The sequence below is a fragment of the Woeseia oceani genome (assembly GCF_001677435.1).
Classification (GTDB): domain Bacteria; phylum Pseudomonadota; class Gammaproteobacteria; order Steroidobacterales; family Woeseiaceae; genus Woeseia; species Woeseia oceani.
In genome coordinates, this window is sequence record NZ_CP016268.1 from 1,389,618 (window position 1) to 1,408,346 (window position 18,729).

Consider the following 18,729-nt stretch of genomic DNA (forward strand, 5'->3'; position numbering starts at 1 on the left):
CTGGCGTGCGAGTCGTCTTTTACCACCCGCGGCAAACACCGATAAGGCATCGGTATTCGCTGCACCTGCTGTTCAGCGGAGGGGTGTTTGGGCAGACCGGGCAAAGCGGATATGATCGTGCGGTGATCGATAAAATTCCCGGATTGATGCGCGGATTTGAACTCCGCAAGAGCCAACGCCTGCCCGATCTGGGCGAGCGTGAATTGCTGGTGCTCGAGGTGCTTTGGAAGGGCGGAGACGCTTCCGCCAAACGGGTGCGGCAGCAGATGCCCGACAACGAAATATCGCTGTCGACGGTACAAAGCACGCTGGAACGACTGCATCGGAAGGGCCTTGTTGACAGAGACAAGGACGGTAGGGCCTACCGCTATCGGGCCACTTTGGACAAGTCGCAGTTCATCGGGCATTTGATGCGGGATATGGCGCAAAGCGTGACGGCCGGTGAAATGGCACCGATGATTTCCGGCTTCCTGAGGTACGTTACCGATGAGGGGCCGGAGATGTTGCAGGACCTGTCAACGTCTCTGGAGTCGATGACCGCCGGCGACAAGGGCGCAGACGATCATGACTGAGCTGCCATTCGGGATTCTGGGGTGGTGGCTCATTGCGACGATGGCCGGCGGTCTGTTGACCGCGCTGGCTTACCCGTTGGTTCGTGGTTGGATTGGGCATCTGGGCCCTTCTTTGCGTTCTGTCGTCCGCCTGCTGTATGCGGCGACTGCACCACTGGCAGCACTATTGTCAGTCGCGATAGTTTCACATCCCACAATTGCTGACTTGCTGGTGGCGGCGCATTGCCACGGCAGTCAATGCACCGCGCACGCGCCGGTCTATGCGGCAAACTCTTCGTTACTTTTCGCGGTTTCTTTAATCGGCAGTCTCATCGTCTTGTTGTTGTTGACGACATTGCTGTGGACATTGCGGATTGGTCAACGCCGGTTGCGTGTGCTCAGTGCGCTGGCACACCGTTCTGTACAGGGTTTTCATACGCTCGACAGCGCGGAAGAACTGGTGTTTTGCACAGGCCTCCTGCGTCCACAAATACTGTTGTCTCAGGGCCTGGTTGATCGTCTGCAACCTGGCGAATTGGCGGTGGTTCTGGCGCATGAGCAAGCGCATGCCGAGCGGCTGGATAATTTGCGCGCGTTTCTGTTGTATTGGTTGACGGTGTTCTGGCCCGGTACTTTGCGGCGACGTGCACAGCGGGACGGTCGGGCCGATGCCGAACAGGCATGCGATCTGGCGGCGGCCCGTGCATTCTCCGGAGCCGATCAGGTGGTGTCGGTGATACGCAAGCTGTCGCAGAAATCGACCGCGATACCGGGCGGCATGTTCGGCCGCAGTGTGGTACTGGACAGCAATGATGCCGTAGCCCGCGTGTCTGTTCTGGAAGACGGCAATAAGTATGATGAAGCGACGCCTGGCGATTGGTGTAAGGCATTCGTGAGCCTGACCTTAGGTCTCGGCATGCTAATTTACGTACTCGCAGCCGCATCTCATCAGGCGATCGAGTGGCTGGGCTCCTTTGTCGTTTAATTATCAAAGAATATGTCAGCTATGCATGGATCTGCGTGCTATTCGATGTTGCCGAGGTGTCGGCGTAAACGGGATTCCAATGGTTACAATGTACGCAGAACTTGCAATGCAACTGCGCGAAAGTGGTAACGGCATGTCGATTGAAAGTGAGCATCGTGTGTTGCTGGCCGGGTGGGAGCGGTAATGCGTTGGCCAGGAAATGAAATCTCATACATGCAGGAAGCGTTGCGACTAGCCGCGCTGGCGGCAGAGCAGGGCGAGGTGCCGGTGGGTGCGGTAGTCGTCCGCCGTGGCGAGATTATCGGTCGTGGCTACAACCGGCCTATTGCAAATCACGACCCGACAGCGCATGCGGAAATCATGGCGCTGCGTGAGGCGGCGGCGGCAATTGGCAATTACCGGCTGACCGGTTGTGAATTGGTCGTGACACTGGAGCCGTGCGTCATGTGTCTTGGCGCGATGTTGCACGCGCGTGTCTCGCGTTTGCTGTTCGGAGCATACGATGAGAAGGCGGGCGCGGCGGGCAGCGTTCTCGATCTCAGCTCCGAACGTGCGTTGAACCACCGCATTGAAGTGAGCGGCGGGTTGCTCGCCGACGAGTCGCGGGAATTACTGCAAAGTTTCTTCGTCAGCCGCCGCTGATTCCGGGCTGCTGTCACTCTGTGCTACTTCGAAGGTGTTGGTGTCGCCGTCCAGCGAATCTTCATTGCTTTCAGTTTCGGTTAGCCAGCGGATAATGTTGTAGTAGCGACGAATATTGTTCACGTACAGCACCGGTTCCCAACCGCGTGCATAACCGTAGTCAACGAGCGAATACCACTTCTTACGTGCCAGCAACGGCAACGCTTTGCTGACATCAACCCAGGTATTCGGATCGCCACCTTGCCATTCAACAATTTGTCGCGCGTCTTTCACGTGATTGAAGCCAACGTTGTACGAGGCGAGGGCGAGCCAGGTTCGGTCGGGTTCGCCGATTTCATCCGGCAGACGTTCTGATTGCCGCGCGAAATACCGGGCACCACCGACGATGCTGCTTTCCGGGTCCTGGCGATCATCGATATCGAGGTAGTCGGCGGTGGCCTGGGTCAGCATCATGATGCCGCGAACACCCGTGGGTGAAACGGCCTTCGAGCGCCAGTGTGACTCCTGGTAGCCGATCGCAGCCAGCAGTCGCCAGTCCGTACCGGTCTCAGCGGCCGCCTGCTCGAACAGTGGGCGGAAACGTGGCAGGCGGCTCTCAAAATGGCGTATGAAGGCCCGGGTGCCGACGTAGTCAAACTTCTCGGCATGGCCGTAGTAGCGGTCGTTAACCTGCGCGAGCCGGCCGCTGCGCTGCGCTCCGATCAGAAATTCGTCGGCTCGTGCCAGCAGGCTGTGACCGTCATCCTTGCGGTAGGCCCACGCCAGCGGGTCGTCCAGTTCAAGGTCAAGCGCAACCCGCAGGTCAGGGTAGAAGTGACGCTGAATATTGAAGGCCGTGCTGTCGGCGATGGTCAGGTCGATTTCGCCCAGCGCGACTTTTTCCAGCAAGTCACGCACTTCGAGATCAGCGTTTTCTGCCCATTCTATGTCAGGATAAGCGGCCTCCAGCGACGCCATCAGATCGGAGTGACTGCTGTTGGCAACGACCTCGACTTTGCGACCGATAATGTCCTGAATCTCGCGGGGCCTGACTGTGCCAAGGCGATAAACCAGGTGTACGTCGACCGTATTGTAGGGATGCCCGAAATCGGCGAAGCGGCGCCGCGAATCCGTAACGGACAAACCGGCGGCAGCCATGTGCGCTTTGCCTGACAGCAGGTACGGCATGACCTCAGCAACGCTGTCGACGGTGTCGATGCGCAACTCGACGCCCAGTTCATCGGCGAAATCCTGCACGAGATCAAACTCAGGGCCGGCCGGACCTTCCTGCCCAATGTAATAGGTGGTGGGTGCGTTTCGAGTCACGACGCGCAGCTCGCCCAGGTGCAATACCTGGTCAAGCAGGGGCGGAGGGGATGAGCAGGTCCCGACCAGCAAAGCGACAAGTACATAGGAAATCAGGCGCAAATCCACTCCTTGTATTCCACAGCACGCCGCTCCGTATCGAAAAGTAATGTGACCGGAAACGCGATTGCGAATTCCTCCGCGATAGACGTTTTGGCGCAGTGACACCCGTCGGCTTGGGACCCGTCTGGCGGTGGAACAGCCTGCCTAGGCTACCTTAGCGGCGGCTAAAAAGCAGTGCCGTCTAACCTTGATTTACCGCGTGGAATCGGCTAGCAAGGGGCGCGCGAATTGCCCTCCCAGCCGCGCATTTCGCCGCAGCTTGCGGATAGAATGCGCCGCCCCGCAGGTTGCGCGAGACCGGTTGCGTAACAGTGGTCGCGTGTTGCACGACAAAATCGCCGGTGAGCTGCCTTTGTGGTCGAACGAGCCCGATTACAACCGAGACTGGTCGTTGCAGCCGATTGCCGGTGTGAAAGCGATCCCGTACGCCAGTTGCTGCATGAATGTCAGCGTTCTGCCTTTGCGCTGGCACGTTGTGGATGAGTATGCGGGACTCTGGCCAGGGCAAATCCATTCGCCGCCAGAAGCTTGGCCGACCGTGCTCAATGTGCGGCTGACCTATCCCGTCTTGATTAAAGCCTTCGGCAGACATCAATCGGCCAGCACTGCGAAAGTGGCCGGCTCGGCGGAATTTAGCGAAGACAAGCGCGCGTCAGGTATGGTTTACAGAATGGTGCAAACACCGGCAAATGGATACTCAAGAGAGGGCGTAGTTCTGCAGTAAAACAGGCCACACTCGAAGGTCGCTGGACGATCGCGACCACGTGCAAATGAATGCAGGTTTCGGTTGGTGAAATGAAGAAATTGACTATTGGCAGGTTCTGGTCGATCGGATTGCTGTCTGCGGCCGGCACGGTCATGGCCGATGGCTACGAGCTCGAGGCCGTTTACACAGGCGAGATCAGCAACAATGTGGCCGGTGGCACCAGTAGGGGATCGCGTTACCTGGACAATCTGGACCTGATGCTGTCGCTGGACTTAAGCGAGGCGTTTAGCGCCGGTCGCGGTACTGTGTTTCTGCACGGGCTCTACAATAATTCGGCTACCTTCGCTGATGAGTTGGTTGGTGACCTTCAGGGAACCAGCAATATTGATGCAGCATACGGAGTGCGGCCGTTTCAGGCCTGGTATGAAATTCAACAGGGCGCGTGGTCCTTGCGTTCCGGTTTGTACGACCTTAACAGCGAATTCGACGCGCACGAAACGGGCGGCCTGTTTCTGAACAGTTCTCATGGTATTGGCGCGGAGTTCGCTCAAACCGGCAGGAATGGGCCAAGTATTTTCCCGGTTTCGTCTTTGGCTCTTCGCGCTTCCTGGCAAAGCGAAAGACTGAGCGTGCGGCTGGCTGTGCTCGATGGTGTACCTGGGGATACGGGCGATGCCTCGAGTAACAAGGTCCGCCTGAGCAGCGCTGACGGCGCACTGATCGTGCTCGAAATGGACGCGGTTGCAGACTCAAGTACCCGGCTGTGGGTTGGGCATTGGCAATACACCGGTTCATTTGCACATCTGACTTACGATTATCGGTCAAATGACAACGACGGCTGGTATCTGGGTGCGTAGAGAAATTTTGACCTGGCCGGTCGCAAAGCATCGGCGTTCATTCGCTACGGGACGGCAAACTCCGATCTGAACAGTCTTGAAGATTACTTCGGCGCAGGCATTGTGGTGCAAGCGCCGTTCGACCGGCGATCCGATGACCAGCTTGGGTTGGCAATAGCGTCGGCTGGCGCGGGGGATGCTTACCTTGACGCATTGTTATCATCCGGTGGTGCGTCCGGCAAACACGAGACGATCTGGGAGTTGACCTACCGCGCTACGGTCAATAATCACTTCGTCGTGCAACCGGATATTCAGTTCATAAAGAACCCGGCGATGGATGCGACTTTGGCTGCTGCCGTGGTCATTGCCCTGCGGTTTGAACTGCGTTACTGATAAATGCGGTAACCCTCGCGAGTCACAGTGTATGCGGTTAGAATACGCGCCCGCACTGCAAATCCTCCGGAGAGGTGACAGAGTGGTCGAATGTGCCTGACTCGAAATCAGGTGTACGGTTGTACCGTACCGTGGGTTCGAATCCCACCCTCTCCGCCACTACGTCAATAAAAACAATAACTTACGATGCAATCTAGTTAGCCCCGCCATTAGTGCCATCAAAAATCGTCGCTTGAGTCCGGGCCTGTAGGAAAAGGCCCTTACGCCGGATAGGTTCAGCGATGCACAGGGTTTTCTGCTCAATTTTCCGCAGTGTCACGCGGGTAGGGCGAATGGCTGTTCCTTCTGGCTTCACACTGAAGCAGGAGAAAATCATGGCTAAGGCAAACGACACCACCCCGCCTGTAGAGTCCGATCTGGATGACCTCAACGAAATTGTTGCTAGTAATCTGCGTATGCTTGCGGCGCAAACCGACGATTCAGCGGCAAGGCAAAATGCAGAGCAGATGGCTGAGCAACTTGAAGCAGAATCGGCTAATTCGGTCGCTGCATCCATTGGTCTCGCAAACGAGGCGGCGCTTGGGAACGATGGAAGCCGAGTGGCAAAGATCCAAGGCGACCTGTACGACGCTCTCAGGACCGTCGAATCATTCGACATAGAGAACCAGCCCGGCGCGCCTGAGAGGCTTGACCGCATCGCCGAAATGGCAAGCGCCCTTTCCGCGGACCTGAACGCGCTGTGCGACAGCGAACATTCTGCGCAATCTGACCTTTTCTCTGTTGATGGAGGTGCTGCATGAGCAAGAAAGGCGTAATTGCGAGCCTGGAAAAATGGCCGATCATTTGGCGAGTCACTGCACCGGCGGCAGGCAGTTACGATAAGGATATGGTGTTCTGCGAATCGGACAGCAGGGAAGAAGCTCTCACGGAATACCGGGCCCTACGCCGGGCAGGCTGGCCGGTTCGGGTAGAGCAGGTTCGCTGCGGACCGCTTCCTAAGACCTACGTCAACGAGTTAAAGAAAATTAGGGAACGGAACGCACAAAACCCTGGCACCACAATGCGAGAGGTTCCGGGAGGCTGGACTGAGAGCGCGTAGCGCTTGCTCCCCCTTTAACTCTGCAATACAGCTATAGCCGACCCTGGAATGCCCTGGGTCGGCTTTTTTTTGCCTCTTCGTTGCGGGACAGTGTCAATGCGGAAAACTTGGTTTTCTGAACTGATTTACCGAGCGTTCGGTAGAGCGTGTCTGGTGAGAATTGAGCCATGTTCGCAGACGCCTACATCGAGGCCCTGATTGCAGATGAAGAGGCAGCAGACCTCGTCTGGGAGCTTTGGAACCAAGGAAAAATAACCGGCACGGTAGCGGCTATAGCTTGGGTGCACATCGCTGCAGTACCCTCTCGTGATGATCCGAGTTTCAACCATTGAAGACCTTCAACGGCACTCTTACGCGCTAGCAGTCTATTGCAACAAGTGCGAGAGGTGGGACGTTGCTGATTTGCCCCGAATTATCGGAGCAGGGCGCGGCAGTCTCCCCGTGAAAGATGCGCAGTTTCGTTGCCGCGATTGCGGGAGCCGTGCTGAAAAACAAATTAGACCGCCGACACCGCAGAAAGGCAGTGCCCACCAGCGGGGATGCCCGCCTATGTTCGGGGATGGTACGGTCAACTAGTGGTATTCGTTGCGGTTAGGTGGAGGCTAGCGGGCCGTCCTTGGCCCGCTGGAGACTACGCCGACAGGTCGGCTATTGTTGTCGTGGTGCCGTTCTTCTTGACGCTGGCAATGCCATTCTTCATAGCTGCTGCCGTTTCGTACATTTCCGAGTTTCCAATTACCTGGTGGTTGCCAGATTTGAGGACAAAGTAATGCTTGCCGTTCTTGGCCTCGCGAGCCTCATATCTGGAGTCGTCGCCGCAATTCTTCTGGACAGAAGCAATGCCGTTAGTGCAGCCCGACTTAGCTGAATAGCCTTCACTGGCCAGTATTGGCTCGCCGTTTCCTGCCTTGAGCCTGAAGCGAAACTCGCCTTTCTTATCTTTGTATATTTCGAATTTTCCGGCCATATCAATACTCCCTAGTGAATCAAGTCGGGGTATTGATACCAGTTTCGGGCTTTCAGTGCATCAAGGAATCTCGGCCCTCAGATCCTGCCCAAAAATCCCTAGGAACCGTACGCAACAATTTCGTGGCCCCCTTAGGTACGGTCCCAACAGGATTACAGAGCCTTACCCCCCCCCCTGATAGGGGCGAGTTGTTCTTGAGTTGCCGGGTGATTGGGGGTCGCTAACGGCAAAGTAAGTATTGCTGGAATCCGGCGGTGAACTTCGTAGAATCTTCACCATACGATTTCTCGTGCGCTGGACAATTGCCGGAAACTCTATCGGATTGAATGCCGAATATTGACCTTGAATGATGCGACTAATTTTATAAAGGAGCCATACATGACTGTCACGATTCAGCCAGATATCCAAATGCAAGAATTACGGTCAGTACCGCAAGGCGCACTGATTCAGTACGGCACGAGGTACGGTTTCCGCGTTCCTGACGGAAACGACTCTGCCGGGCGTTGTGGGATGGCGCTATATTCCCCTGATTGCGACTTGTTCGAGATCGTATTCGGCAGTATTAGAGAAAGTGCTTTGTCATTTGCTGCATGTGCAGTGGTGCTTGATATCGACCTTTCTGCTCCGGCCATGCGTATCTCAACGGTGGCCCCGCCGAAAGCCTCTCTCTACATGGCGCACGGAAGACCAATGTTTGTTGTTACCTATACAGACGACGAGGATTTTTGCCTCCTAGATGTGACAAACGGTGACATCATGGCCCCAGATTACAATCCAACGTGGTCGTTCCCTAAGTGGAGAATCTGCATTGAAGATAAGTCAGGCAAGATGACACCGCTCATTGAGCGAGTTACCGCAGAATAGGTGCTCTGCTCTACAGATTGACGCTCGGAGCTCTGTCGAAGTCGCCAGCTAACTGAAGGCCGTACTGCAGTAGTCACGAATACCGGTACCGCTGGACACGGAGGTTTAACAACATGTCGAACAACGTCATTATCCTTGGCGCTGGTTTTTCGCACGGTGCAGGTATTCCGCTATTGGGAAATTTTGTCGAGCAAATGATAGATATCGCAGCTCGGGAAACGCTTCGTGATAAACCGGTACCCCCTGATGATCTGAGATTAATCCAAGACGCGATGAAAATTCGAGGGGAATTGGACGGCTATCATGGCCGCGCGGTTTTCAATGATCGAAACATCGAAGATATTCTATCTATCCTCGCGTTTAACTCCCTGAGCGGCGGGCCGACTGAGAAGCGAAAATTTCAGACCGTAGCTGACTCAATTGCCAAAACCATAGACCTTTGTTGTGCGCTTGAGGATCCCAGGGGGACAGGGGGGCAAATTCATATTCAGGACAACAAAGAAGGGGCGGTCTACCGGGCATTTTGGGCTGCGCTTCTTAAGTGGGCAAAAGTCAGTAACGAGATGCCCGCCATAATTACCTTCAATTACGACCTTGTTCTTGAGTTGTCATTACTGCAAGTTCTTAACAGCACAATGTACAACGCCACGACTAAACCAAGGCCATTTACCGCACTTCAGTTGAGATACGGCCACTTCCCAGAGCTGGATGTTTGTTTACAGGTGCAGCCTGTCGACTATCAGACTAGAAATTATGGGTCTTCAGCCATGCTGACTGGGGGGACTAGAACCCAGCTTGTTGGGCCATCCACCGCAACCCCGGCCCAGGAAATCAAGATTTTGAAGCTCCATGGCGCATTAAATTTCCCGAAGCAGAAAAACGACGCGCGGCCTCAGGACTTTGCAAGACCGGTTGAACGACCGCTGATTTTGCCGCCCATATCAAACAAGTTATCGGAGAAGAGCGCTCAGTCTATCTGGAAGCACGCGATTAAGGAGTTGCGCGAAGCTCGAAACGTGGTGTTTGTAGGGTACAGTTTGCCGCGAACTGATATCTACATGCAGTATTTTCTCAAGGCGGCATTTGGGCCAAATAGGAATCTAAGCAAGATTTCGGTCTTCGATCCTGTGCTTCACAGCGGCGGAAGCGCTGGCCGGGAGATGGAGGATAGATTTCTTAGTTGCTTTGCAACGCAGATGCATCCTCATATCGAGTTCCGTCCCGTTCACAACAGCGCCGTTATTGACGGAGGGCGCAGTGGAACTGCAGAGCATTTTGTGAATGCTCTGACCTCCTGCCCAAACGAGATGTTCTTTTGAGGTTAGGGCTCAAATACTGTTGTGAACCACCCCGCCACCTACCCTCCATTGTTTACTCGTGAGAATTTCCCATTCTTATACCATCGCTTGTCCAGTTGGCGCGCTATGAATCATTAGTGCTTTTTCTCCGCATTTGCCTAAGCGCGATCAGTTCTTTGTCAGAACGTGGCGGAAACAACTCGTCGGGAATGCCATAGAAGCGTCGCCAAGCTAAATAGCCTTCATGGCCATCCAGACCCACGGCTTGATTGTTCTCATGACCAGTGACGTACCATTGTAGCTGCGCAATTCGCTCCTCGTGCTCAGCCCAGCGTTTGGTCACCGCTCGCAGTTCCTCTCCTGAGAGTTCGCCCATTCGGTACAACTGTAGGGTTTCGTTTCCGCGAAGCGGCTCAGGACTTTCATACTTCCACCACTCACACGGACGATGGCCGGAGAAGCTTTGAGCCATAAGTTTTGCGCGTAAGCGCGTCCAGCGCTCCTTACTGATGGGCCGCTCCTCCCAGGGCACTAGCGCCTCTGCCGCATTTGCTCTGCTGCGCCGTTTTCGTGTTGAAGGCATTCTACGCTCCTCCTCTGAACGTTCCCGGCGGTCGCCCTCGGCTATCCCGCAAAGGTTCGATATCTAGGTTCAATTGCTTCAATGCCGCCAGCATTTGTGACCGAGCGTCTCGTTCTGTCGCGAGAAGCGGGTGAGCCTTAAACTGCCCAAAGCGGTCTTTGACCTTGGCTCCATCCTCCCGGACGGATTGTTGGCAGGTGCGCATCAGGTCGAACGCCTCCAGCGCGGTCTGTAGGAGCAACCGTCCTGCGTCGTCGTCAATAGCGTATTCATCGACCAGCTTTGCCCACCAGCTAGCGGCCTCATCGGTAAGGGTGGCGGGCAGCGTGTCGGATTTTGCGGTTTCAGAATTTTTCAAAGGAAATACTCAGTTTTGTGGGAGCGAAGGCCCAGCTCCGGTCTCCCAAAGTCTGGGCACGTTTCTATACCCCCCTCCCAGGCGTCTCTACAGACAAGAAATAGGCCCAGATCCCGCTTACGCCGCAGGCTTGTGCAGCAGGCTGCGCATATTGTTCGTCGTGCGCTTCACGCCAGGCTCTGCGGCAGACACGGTCAACCCCCACGACTTGTACATTTCCTCCACCTCTTTCTGAGCTTCTTCTGGCGACATTTGGGCGCGCCGTTTCGCTTGCTCTTGCGTCCGTAGTTCCTCAGGCGACTGACCGAACACGGTCATGCGATCGGCCAGTGCTTGTATCATGGGGTTTGCACAGTGAACTTCAGACGCACGGTAGACTTCGCCATCAACCTCGATAGCAAGAACGAACTGCCGGGAGTCGCTTAGGCGCAGCAGAGCGGCCTGTTCGCCCAACAGCATACCGCTGGCGTTGTAGAGGTCCCTTGACCGCTTTTGGCCTTTCAGTACTCGAAAGAGGTCATTCAGCTTCCCTGTAACCTTGGGCAGTGGCAGATCAACATCAGTCACTTGCTTTTTGCTCTTGAACATTGGCGTTCTCCTTGTTGCGCTTTGCGCGTACTTTGGCCATCCGTTGTTTCGCGGCTTTACTTCCCTTCTCTGGAGCGCCGTACAGCGCGTCCGTGTTCGGGTTGTCGAGCGTCGCATTCTCGGCGGCTTCGAACTCTGAGAGGAGCCGTACCGGTCTGCCCGCGAATATGTCGCCGTCTTTCAGCTTGGTTTCAAAGGTGGGCACTACGATGCCTCCCCGTAAAGTAATGTCAGGACTTCGGCTTGCGGTGGGCGTACTGTCCGCTTCTTAATCGTCGGGCCATAAAGAACGGTGCGCGCCATTGGTTTTCCCGCAGCTGCAAATATTTCCTCAACGGTGCGAGGCTCGTCTTTTTTGCTCTTGCCAGCGGTCTTACGCTTCGGGATGCGTACTCGTGTGCCAGGCTCCGCCCCTTGTGGCTTGTTTGCCTGCATCATCTTCCACGCAGCAGCAGCTTGTGCGGGTTTGATGGCGCTGACATCTTCGGCGGAAAAGCCTTGCTCCAATAGCCAGCTGCCAAGTTGTTTCCGATTCTCCGCATCAGCGAGTTCTGGCACTTTCTTGGCGAGTTGCTTTCGCTCACTCGCAACTCGCTTGCTCTCAACGTGACTCGACAACTGTTCACGCGCCTGCTTTTCACCACGCTGTCGCTCCCGAACTGACCTTTCAAGGTCGGCAAGGTCGCTTCTGACAGCGGCAGCGCGCTCTCTGTCTCCGCCGCAAGCCTTAACGATGTCGCCGCCGGCTGCCTTGATGGCCTCTTGAGCAGTGGCAAGTCTCTGCTCGTCTGCGCGTAGCTGACTGACTTCCTGTTGAAACTGACTGAACGTCGCCCACTCTTGCGGGCTGTACGCCTCGTATGCGTCATCTTCCGTCGGTGCTGTTTCAGGTTCAGCAGCCTCAAGCTCTGCTACGGGAGGCTCAGTATCGGGGCTGGCGTCGTCGCTAGAGTCTTCCTCGTACAGGGTGGTTAGCCTTTCGGTTTCTTCGATTTCGTCCAGAGACCGCCGGTCGGAGTCCCAGGAATCGTTGTCAAACTGCTGCTCAGATTCATTCATCGTTGTCTTTCCTTGTCTGTGGTTTGCCACGCAACCGGCGGGACAGGTCGCCGTCCACTAACAGGCTGTGGGCCGCAAGTGGAGGGAGCACGGTTAGCTGTTCTGTGGATGCCTGATCTATGAACGCCTCAATGGCGCTGCGTTGGTCGCGTGAATAGGCCTGTCTGGCCGCTTCCGGCAGGTTGTCCCACTGCTTGCGCAATGCCTGACCGTCAACGTACCGTGAGTCTCCGCTACGCCGCATACTTGAGGTAATCGCGGAATCCAGGTGAAGGGTCAATAGATCAGTGAAGGCCGCTGAGCTTAGGCGCTTACGTGCCGTTGCTATGGCTCCCGCGTCATGGAAGACAGCGGAAATGAATCGTTTAGGGCCAGTATCCTTTGATTCAAAACCAAGGCGCTTTGCACGGTCATTGCCTAAGACTCTGGCGGCTTGCTCGGCCACCTTTGAGGGCCGAACAATACGCCCCCGGCTGTTGTCAGCACTTATAGCTTGTCGTACCTGGTCCTGAGTCATCGCGAGGGCTTCGGGCGTGCCCGCGATGTTCAGCCGCTCTGCAAAAGAGCGGTCACCGTCTATTAGCTCGTTAATAGTGTCTGTTAACGAGACCTCTTCATCTGTGATCGCCCGTTCAAGGCGCATCCGCGAGTCGGGGTCAAAAAAGTCTGGGTCCCGTACAAACTGATTCAGGACGCGCTCGACATTTCGGCCTCCCTGATCGTCAGCGATTTCGCGAACCAAGCTTAAGGCTGATCCGCGAGGGACAGACGTTAGTGCGTCTATCGTCTTCGACAGGTCTTCGGCAATCTTGGTGCCGCGCATTCGACCTAGGCCCGCGCTACCTGCCAACAGACCCAGCACCATGCCAAGCGATACGGTGTCGAATCCTTCTTCGATTGTGGGCAAGACATAATTGTTGCCACCAGGAGCCAGGCTCTTGCCAACTTGGTGCGCGACGATTGCAGCGAGCGCTACTCGCCCAGGATTGCGGAATATGCCCTTGGTTGCGGCCAGTGTTGTGCTTCCGGTAATTTGCAGGGCAGAAGAATAGGCCGCGACCTCCAGCGGGTTGCCTTCATTGAGTGATGCGAGTACTGCACCCTCTATCCCGGTTTCTACCGCCCGTCCTGTGCCGCGCTGCAAAGACTGAACCGACTTCGAGCTGAGCACTCGCTCAAACAGTCGCCGCGATCCTGCGTCCAGTGCGCTGAAGTTCGGCGGGGTGGGTGCACGACTCCGGGCCAATGACTTAGCAAACGGCATGCGGCCAGTGGCAATAGTTGCGCCATCGCCAACAAAGGTTCCAAGCAAGTTTGCAATCGGGTGTTCGGTCGCACCGCTTTTCGCGCGGGTCTTCGCCTCTTTGAATCGCTGGCCAAGTGCTAACGGTTCGTCAGACAAGGCATTCCCGAGAAGTCCGCCGGGAATATTCATCAGAGCCTCTGTCCCAGCAACGATGTTGCTACCGGACGGAGTCGGTACTGCACGAAAAGCCGATGCAGGAAACAGCTCCTGCTCTTCCGCGCGGGCGGCAGCGAATCGTTCTCCAAAGTTTTGCGGCTGGTCGTTCACAAAGCGCGAAACAGTTTCCGGCAAGACTCGGAGACCCGCTGCGGTTGCGGCTAGCAAGTTCCCGGCCCCCGCCGGAATGTTCATTAGGTTATTCGTGAATTGCGTCGCCGCTGCTCGACCGCCAACCTCAAAGAACTCGTCTTTATCAATCCCGGCAGCAGGCGCTCCCTGAGATGCCTTGAGCGCCCGAAGCGCCATCAACTCCTGGCGTTCATCACCCGAACTGAACGCTGCTTGTGCAGTCGAGAGCGCGCTTGTGTTGGAGGTATCAGTGGCCAATGCCGAACTCCTTGCGAAGCTGCTGCAGCTCTGCGCGTTCTGCCTCTGTCAGTGGTTGCCCGTGTGCTTGACCCGCAGGGGTGGCAGCAAGTTCTGGCAGCGTTCCCGGTATTAGGTACTGCGGCACGACATCGCTAACGGGCAGTCCATTTCTTTGCGCGAATCCGCGAGCATCTTCAATCAGCTTATTCTGCCGGGTCGATGCATCCCGAAGTTGCGCCAGCGCTTGCGAGCGGAACTCAAGACGCTGATTCGGTGTCAGGCTTTCACCGTTTAGCAGGCGGTTGTAAATGCCGCGAATCTGCTCGGGTATGCCGCGAGCATTCCGCACGGTCGCCTGCTCGCCCTCACGAACTGTGGAGCCAGGGTCGAGTAACTTCATAAACCCAAATGTGCCCGCGAGGTCGCCAGGGGCGGTTCCTGCACTAAAGCCAGTTTCTACGCGGTCAAAACCGGCGCGCGCTTCTACAAAGTCAGCAGAATTCTTAATGACATCGTTTCGCGTGTTTCGTAAGTCATCAAAATCAACTGCGGTGCCCGCATTCCGCTGGATCTCAGCACGTAGGGCTGTTGCTGCTTCCGCATTGCCTTGTTGCTCTGCCGTTTCGAGATCGCTGAAGAGCTTTCCTATATTCGTAGTGAACTTGGCGTTTGGCGCGGCGAACATTGCGCCCAAAAGGCCTTGAGTCAGGTTCTGGTTGAATCCAGCCGGATCTGCCTCTGCAAGAAGGCCCATGAGTTTCTGCCTGCCGTCAGGCGTTTGTAGGGCGGGCGTACCTGCGCCGCCAGACAAAGCGGGCCGACCGTTACCTGATTGTGTCTGTGGGCCTGCTTCGCCCAATAGCCCTCGAATCTGCTGTTGTAGCTTTGCCTGTCTTTGCCTCTGACGTAATTCGTCACGTACTGCGTTGTTTCGCAGCGAGGCCATTTCGCGTTCAGACGCGAACTGTGAGGCGGCAGGAAAACTTTGGCCTGCAAGAAGACCGATGCCCGTATTGAATACGGGGTTTCCCAGCAGGTCTTGTAGTCGATTGGAGAAGTTAGCCATTAGCCCAAGAGCCCCCTGCGTTTTGGAAGAGACGCCATATCAATTCCTGTCAGCTTTTCGCCGCCCATTAAGGGGAACAGGCCACCGCTGCCAAATATAGAAAGGCCCGTCATGGCACCGCCGAGAATCTGAGCAAATGGGTCGGCTTCAGTTGTCTGAGTAGTTGTTGAGCCCAAGAGTGAAGAAATGGGAAGGCCATTCAACGCAGCCATGAGTAACTGCAACTGGGCGTTCATCGGCCCCTCAATTTCCCGCTGTTCCTGCCCCTGCTGGCGATCACCCACTTGCTGCAGGAGGTTGGAATCCAACAATCCGATATCCGGCAGCTGGCCCGCTGCCATTAATTGTCGGCTGCGCTCGGTATCAGCCAGACCGCTCAACATGCCCGCCGCGTTTAAACGTTGGGCGTTTTCACCTTGTGCAATACCGCCTGCGGTGTTGATGGCGTTCAAACGGCTGGAACGATCACCCAGTCCGAAGTTGGCCAGAGAACTCGCAGCGCCCAATTGGTTGGCGCGTTCGTTCGCGTACTGACTCGCGAATGCGTCAATAGCAGACTTGCCAATAGCGGTTTTCGCCAAGCCACCGGAAGCACCGCCAGCACCAGCAGAGCCGAACGTGGACAGAATGTGAGGCTGTGCGGCACGAACCGCCGCATCCACTGCCGCGTTGAATCCGTCACCGCCAAAGAGGAAATCACCGTTGGCCGTGTTCTGAAGCGCGTCAGTCCCTGGAAGCACACCACCTTCGCTCAACTGTGCAAGCTGTGCCTGCATTTCTGGTGAGAGAAAGTTCTGGTTACCGTTTAGCGTTGACATGGCGGATGCTGGAACAAAGCTGTCTAACCCAACGCCGTTGGCCGTGTCCAAGAACGTTTGTTGGGCAGTAGGAATATAACCACCACCGCCGTTTGCAATCTCAGTTGCCCGCCGAAACGATTCAATCTGCGCAGGCGTAAAGTTTGCTACCGTGTCGCTATTCGCGAGGTTCTGTACGCTACGTAGCGCAGACGTTGCCGAGCTGGCCCCTTGGTTCATGAATGGCCGCAGAAACTCCGGAATATCAACAGTTGTTGTTGATGTCTGACTACCTTTACCGCCTGACACTATTTCTCTCCAGGTACATTAGTGCACTGTCTCCCCACGCTTTGGGCCGCTCTCAAGCAGTCCCATAAAAAAAGTATGTTCAGATTGCTGCGTGTTGCAGGCCGGCCCGCATGCGAAGGCCGCAAGGGCCGGTTGTTGAGTGGGCTTCCCGAAATGCGCGAGGCTCGATGGCTTACCCGGCAATTGCTCCGCAATGCCAAGCAGGTTCAAGCAGGAATCTGAAAGTGGTTTCTTCATACTTTTATTGGACCATGGGTTTTTGAGATTTGATGTCACAAGGGGACACTCAGCGCTACCATGCAAGCCGGTCGAGTACGGCGGATATTGCGTCCAGAAGCTCGAGATCGCTTTCTGCAGTCTCTTGCGGGATAACCCCAAGTCGAACCAAGGATGCAAGTGTGTTGTCGTTGGCGTAGAGAGTGCCGCGAATTGCCCGTAGCCCAGCGTTCTGCATCGCTCTTGATCTGCGTTTTCGTAGAGTATTGGGGCGGCCTTGCTGTGCGCTCGAACGCGCCCGGCCACTGCCAACTACAGTCAGCCTCGGCGCGCGTCGAATTTCAGCGGCAATGGATTCAAGCAAGGCCGCTTCATCGGCACGAGACAGCCCACTTTGACGCACAAGATTGAGCACTCGGTCGCGCATATGGCGACTTGGCTGCTTGTTGCGTGAGTCTGCAGACACGGCTATAGCTTCGCTGAGTCTCTAAAGGGCCGCGGGGTTTCGACCCGTGTCGCAGCACCAATCGCAACCCTCCCCACTGCACTTGGGGCACCCGAACTCCGCCAAGGTCGCCAAGGTCGCCAGACTGTCAGACTGGCGGTCTTGGCGATCTACTGGGTTAAGTTCTTGATTCTTCGTTGTCGGCCCCTGTTGGTTGGCGACCTTCAACGTAGGTAGGCACCACTCCCAGCCACCGTCTAGGCGGGTCCGAGTACTGCGAATATTCAGACTAGCCTTTGCGCGCTCTAGAGTTCGTTTGGATATACCTGCTTGTGATGCCTCGCCGTAAATAGCCTTCGCACTAGTCACACCTGCGCCTATGACCGAAACGAGAAATTCTTTTGCTTCCGTCATCGCATCGCGGGAGCCTGTTGGGTCGCAGTCATCTTCGGATGCCAATAGCTCTCTCGCTGTGCCCTCTAGTGGACTACCCCAGGCAACTGAGACTGTTTCTATGCCCTTGGCAACGGCCTGTACAAGGTCGTAATGAAAACCGCCCTCATCGGGACCCAGGTTGCTCTTGATTCTGGCTACTACTCGCTTTTCTCCGTCACCGTCTTGAACCTTTGCGGCACCAAGGACAACGCGGGCGAGGGCACCAAAAGCGACAGATCCCAGAAGCCTCTCCAACGGGTCCCGCCCGTTTGTTCCTTTCGCTAAGTGAGTAATGCCAAGTACCGTTGCCCTGGTGCTTGTGGCGAAGTCAGCAAGAGGTTGTAGCGCCTGCCTCGTCTCCAAGTTCTTGTGCGAATCAACTTGCCCCATTGCGGACACAATCGGATCAACAATAATCAATGCCACGTTGCCTATGCGGTCAGCCTCCTTTGTAAGTAACAACAGGTCTTGGGCTGCATTGAACGCGCGATGCTCACCGTTTTCTGTAATGCCTTGTAGGAAGTGGACGCGATTGAGATCCGCGCCCATCGCTGCGAGTCGCGGTACCAGCGTATCGCCCGCGTCGTCTTCGTAGGAGCACACCAGAACATTCCCTAGAGGAGCCTTACTTCCATCCGGCCAATGTCCGTTTGTTGTAATTGCCGCAGCGAACGACAGGGCGAGAGTTGTCTTTCCGGTACCTGGGGCACCGGCCAAGATGTGGAGCTTCCCTGCGGCAAGCCACCCATGCCAGCGCCAGTCGATAGGCGACGGATTGATATCAGCTCCGCAAACGATGTTGGCTCTACGAGGCATACTTACAGCTCCTAGAGCGCGCGCCAGTTGTTTGCTCATCGGTAGCACCTCGCATCACTGATTCGCGAAACAGCAATGGCTAATCGCTCCCACGTTTCCGTGTCTATTTCGCAGTGGGAATGAACGTCTGCCGCGATAGCTGCGCATACATGAGCTTCGTGCGAAATCGCATCGAGTGCATCTGCTGCGGGGATACGTGTTCGCATTGGCTTAGTGCGGTGTTCGCATTTGTCAGCGAACAAGTCCGCCAGTTCCAAGCCAAGCGCATGAACTACGTCGAGTGCATCGCACCCAGCGAAGCAGTGAAGTAACACTCTGTCACCGGTATCGCGAACGGAGAGACTTGGTGTCCGGTCGTCATGTGCAGGGCACCTTGCGAGGTAACGGCCTTTTCCGGTTTCCCGCACGCCATCGAGGCGCTCTATCAGGGCGGCGCTCATGATGCATTCTCACGAATGGCGGACTTTATGAACTG

Annotated in this window: 22 protein-coding genes and 1 tRNA gene; 10 read left to right on the plus strand and 13 right to left on the minus strand. The window is 55.9% G+C overall.

Features of this window, described 5'->3' with window-relative positions; translation table 11 throughout:
* Positions 1-122 precede the first annotated feature (122 nt).
* From BA177_RS06080 to tadA, 3 genes are all read left to right on the plus strand, one after another.
* Positions 123-572 carry a BlaI/MecI/CopY family transcriptional regulator gene (locus tag BA177_RS06080; protein WP_156762713.1) on the plus strand — a complete coding sequence of 150 codons (450 nt, stop codon included), beginning with the start codon at positions 123-125 and terminating at the stop codon, positions 570-572.
* Complete coding sequence (locus tag BA177_RS06085; RefSeq protein WP_082989907.1) at positions 565-1,536, plus strand: M56 family metallopeptidase; 972 nt, start codon at positions 565-567, stop codon at positions 1,534-1,536. Before BA177_RS06080 ends, BA177_RS06085 begins: the two co-directional genes overlap by 8 nt.
* Positions 1,537-1,719: 183 nt before the next feature.
* Positions 1,720-2,178: a tRNA adenosine(34) deaminase TadA gene (gene tadA, locus BA177_RS06090; protein ID WP_068614209.1), complete on the plus strand. Its 459-nt coding sequence runs from the start codon at positions 1,720-1,722 to the stop codon at positions 2,176-2,178.
* On the opposite strand, the gene mltF is transcribed toward tadA, so the two are convergent.
* Positions 2,146-3,591: a membrane-bound lytic murein transglycosylase MltF gene (gene mltF / locus BA177_RS06095; protein WP_197493360.1), complete on the minus strand. Its 1,446-nt coding sequence runs from the start codon at positions 3,589-3,591 to the stop codon at positions 2,146-2,148. The two genes, tadA and mltF, sit on opposite strands and share 33 nt — an antisense overlap.
* 385 nt (positions 3,592-3,976) lie before the next feature.
* Between mltF and BA177_RS06100 the strand changes: the two genes are divergently transcribed.
* From BA177_RS06100 to BA177_RS06120, 5 genes are all read left to right on the plus strand, one after another.
* On the plus strand, positions 3,977-4,309 hold the full coding sequence (locus tag BA177_RS06100) for a hypothetical protein (protein WP_156762714.1): 333 nt from the start codon (positions 3,977-3,979) through the stop codon (positions 4,307-4,309).
* 71 nt (positions 4,310-4,380) lie between these two features.
* On the plus strand, positions 4,381-5,148 hold the full coding sequence (locus BA177_RS19065; protein ID WP_197493361.1) for a carbohydrate porin: 768 nt from the start codon (positions 4,381-4,383) through the stop codon (positions 5,146-5,148).
* A gap of 12 nt (positions 5,149-5,160) precedes the next feature.
* Positions 5,161-5,520 (plus strand): carbohydrate porin, encoded by a 360-nt coding sequence (locus BA177_RS19070; protein ID WP_082989909.1) that lies wholly within the window; start codon positions 5,161-5,163, stop codon positions 5,518-5,520.
* Positions 5,521-5,588: 68 nt separating this feature from the next.
* Positions 5,589-5,679: transfer RNA gene (locus tag BA177_RS06115), tRNA-Ser, on the plus strand.
* A 215-nt stretch (positions 5,680-5,894) separates the two neighbouring features.
* Positions 5,895-6,320: a hypothetical protein gene (locus BA177_RS06120; protein WP_156762715.1), complete on the plus strand. Its 426-nt coding sequence runs from the start codon at positions 5,895-5,897 to the stop codon at positions 6,318-6,320.
* A gap of 930 nt (positions 6,321-7,250) precedes the next feature.
* Here BA177_RS06120 and BA177_RS06130 read toward each other — a convergent pair.
* Positions 7,251-7,586, minus strand: a complete 336-nt coding sequence (locus tag BA177_RS06130; protein ID WP_068614226.1) for a YegP family protein — start codon at positions 7,584-7,586, stop codon at positions 7,251-7,253.
* A gap of 378 nt (positions 7,587-7,964) precedes the next feature.
* On the opposite strand from BA177_RS06130, the gene BA177_RS06135 reads away from it, so the two are divergent.
* Together BA177_RS06135 and BA177_RS06140 are read left to right on the plus strand one after the other, a co-directional pair.
* Positions 7,965-8,450 (plus strand): hypothetical protein, encoded by a 486-nt coding sequence (locus tag BA177_RS06135; protein WP_156762717.1) that lies wholly within the window; start codon positions 7,965-7,967, stop codon positions 8,448-8,450.
* Positions 8,451-8,563: 113 nt separating this feature from the next.
* Positions 8,564-9,769 carry a hypothetical protein gene (locus BA177_RS06140; protein ID WP_068614231.1) on the plus strand — a complete coding sequence of 402 codons (1,206 nt, stop codon included), beginning with the start codon at positions 8,564-8,566 and terminating at the stop codon, positions 9,767-9,769.
* Positions 9,770-9,872: 103 nt separating this feature from the next.
* On the opposite strand, the gene BA177_RS18555 is transcribed toward BA177_RS06140, so the two are convergent.
* The 11 genes from BA177_RS18555 to BA177_RS19165 all read right to left on the minus strand — a co-directional run bounded on the left by BA177_RS18555 (position 9,873) and on the right by BA177_RS19165 (position 18,694).
* A complete protein-coding gene (locus tag BA177_RS18555; RefSeq protein WP_197493362.1) occupies positions 9,873-10,220 on the minus strand; it encodes a hypothetical protein in 348 nt (115 codons plus the stop codon).
* A gap of 112 nt (positions 10,221-10,332) precedes the next feature.
* On the minus strand, positions 10,333-10,689 hold the full coding sequence (locus BA177_RS06150) for a P27 family phage terminase small subunit (protein ID WP_068614237.1): 357 nt from the start codon (positions 10,687-10,689) through the stop codon (positions 10,333-10,335).
* A gap of 117 nt (positions 10,690-10,806) precedes the next feature.
* Positions 10,807-11,277: a hypothetical protein gene (locus tag BA177_RS06155; RefSeq protein ID WP_156762719.1), complete on the minus strand. Its 471-nt coding sequence runs from the start codon at positions 11,275-11,277 to the stop codon at positions 10,807-10,809.
* Positions 11,249-11,482: a hypothetical protein gene (locus tag BA177_RS06160; protein ID WP_068614243.1), complete on the minus strand. Its 234-nt coding sequence runs from the start codon at positions 11,480-11,482 to the stop codon at positions 11,249-11,251. Before BA177_RS06160 ends, BA177_RS06155 begins: the two co-directional genes overlap by 29 nt.
* Positions 11,482-12,336 (minus strand): hypothetical protein, encoded by an 855-nt coding sequence (locus tag BA177_RS06165; RefSeq protein WP_068614247.1) that lies wholly within the window; start codon positions 12,334-12,336, stop codon positions 11,482-11,484. The genes BA177_RS06160 and BA177_RS06165 overlap by 1 nt, the downstream gene beginning before the upstream one ends.
* Positions 12,329-14,188, minus strand: coding sequence for a hypothetical protein (locus BA177_RS06170; RefSeq protein ID WP_068614250.1), 1,860 nt, complete (start codon positions 14,186-14,188; stop codon positions 12,329-12,331). The genes BA177_RS06165 and BA177_RS06170 overlap by 8 nt, the downstream gene beginning before the upstream one ends.
* Positions 14,178-14,924, minus strand: coding sequence for a hypothetical protein (locus tag BA177_RS06175; RefSeq protein WP_156762720.1), 747 nt, complete (start codon positions 14,922-14,924; stop codon positions 14,178-14,180). Before BA177_RS06175 ends, BA177_RS06170 begins: the two co-directional genes overlap by 11 nt.
* Before the next feature lie 311 nt (positions 14,925-15,235).
* Complete coding sequence (locus BA177_RS06180; RefSeq protein WP_156762721.1) at positions 15,236-16,342, minus strand: hypothetical protein; 1,107 nt, start codon at positions 16,340-16,342, stop codon at positions 15,236-15,238.
* 292 nt (positions 16,343-16,634) lie between these two features.
* A complete protein-coding gene (locus BA177_RS18755; protein WP_068614258.1) occupies positions 16,635-16,985 on the minus strand; it encodes a hypothetical protein in 351 nt (116 codons plus the stop codon).
* A gap of 60 nt (positions 16,986-17,045) precedes the next feature.
* On the minus strand, positions 17,046-18,293 hold the full coding sequence (locus BA177_RS06190) for an AAA family ATPase (protein ID WP_068614261.1): 1,248 nt from the start codon (positions 18,291-18,293) through the stop codon (positions 17,046-17,048).
* Positions 18,290-18,694, minus strand: coding sequence for a CHC2 zinc finger domain-containing protein (locus BA177_RS19165; protein WP_156762722.1), 405 nt, complete (start codon positions 18,692-18,694; stop codon positions 18,290-18,292). The genes BA177_RS06190 and BA177_RS19165 overlap by 4 nt, the downstream gene beginning before the upstream one ends.
* Positions 18,695-18,729 lie beyond the last annotated feature (35 nt).

Bases quoted from the DNA above. Each gene is read 5' to 3' on its own strand.
- BA177_RS06085 (WP_082989907.1), top strand. From the start codon at position 565: ATGACTGAGCTGCCATTCGGGATTCTGGGGTGGTGGCTCATTGCGACG.
- tadA (WP_068614209.1), top strand. From the start codon at position 1,720: ATGCGTTGGCCAGGAAATGAAATCTCATACATGCAGGAAGCGTTGCGA.
- BA177_RS19065 (WP_197493361.1), top strand. From the start codon at position 4,381: ATGAAGAAATTGACTATTGGCAGGTTCTGGTCGATCGGATTGCTGTCT.
- BA177_RS06120 (WP_156762715.1), top strand. From the start codon at position 5,895: ATGGCTAAGGCAAACGACACCACCCCGCCTGTAGAGTCCGATCTGGAT.
- BA177_RS06130 (WP_068614226.1), bottom strand. From the start codon at position 7,586: ATGGCCGGAAAATTCGAAATATACAAAGATAAGAAAGGCGAGTTTCGC.
- BA177_RS06135 (WP_156762717.1), top strand. From the start codon at position 7,965: ATGACTGTCACGATTCAGCCAGATATCCAAATGCAAGAATTACGGTCA.
- BA177_RS06140 (WP_068614231.1), top strand. From the start codon at position 8,564: ATGTCGAACAACGTCATTATCCTTGGCGCTGGTTTTTCGCACGGTGCA.
- BA177_RS18555 (WP_197493362.1), bottom strand. From the start codon at position 10,220: ATGGCTCAAAGCTTCTCCGGCCATCGTCCGTGTGAGTGGTGGAAGTAT.
- BA177_RS06155 (WP_156762719.1), bottom strand. From the start codon at position 11,277: ATGTTCAAGAGCAAAAAGCAAGTGACTGATGTTGATCTGCCACTGCCC.
- BA177_RS06165 (WP_068614247.1), bottom strand. From the start codon at position 12,336: ATGAATGAATCTGAGCAGCAGTTTGACAACGATTCCTGGGACTCCGAC.
- BA177_RS06175 (WP_156762720.1), bottom strand. From the start codon at position 14,924: ATGGGCCTTCTTGCAGAGGCAGATCCGGCTGGATTCAACCAGAACCTG.
- BA177_RS18755 (WP_068614258.1), bottom strand. From the start codon at position 16,985: ATGCGCGACCGAGTGCTCAATCTTGTGCGTCAAAGTGGGCTGTCTCGT.
- BA177_RS06190 (WP_068614261.1), bottom strand. From the start codon at position 18,293: ATGAGCAAACAACTGGCGCGCGCTCTAGGAGCTGTAAGTATGCCTCGT.
- BA177_RS19165 (WP_156762722.1), bottom strand. From the start codon at position 18,694: ATGAGCGCCGCCCTGATAGAGCGCCTCGATGGCGTGCGGGAAACCGGA.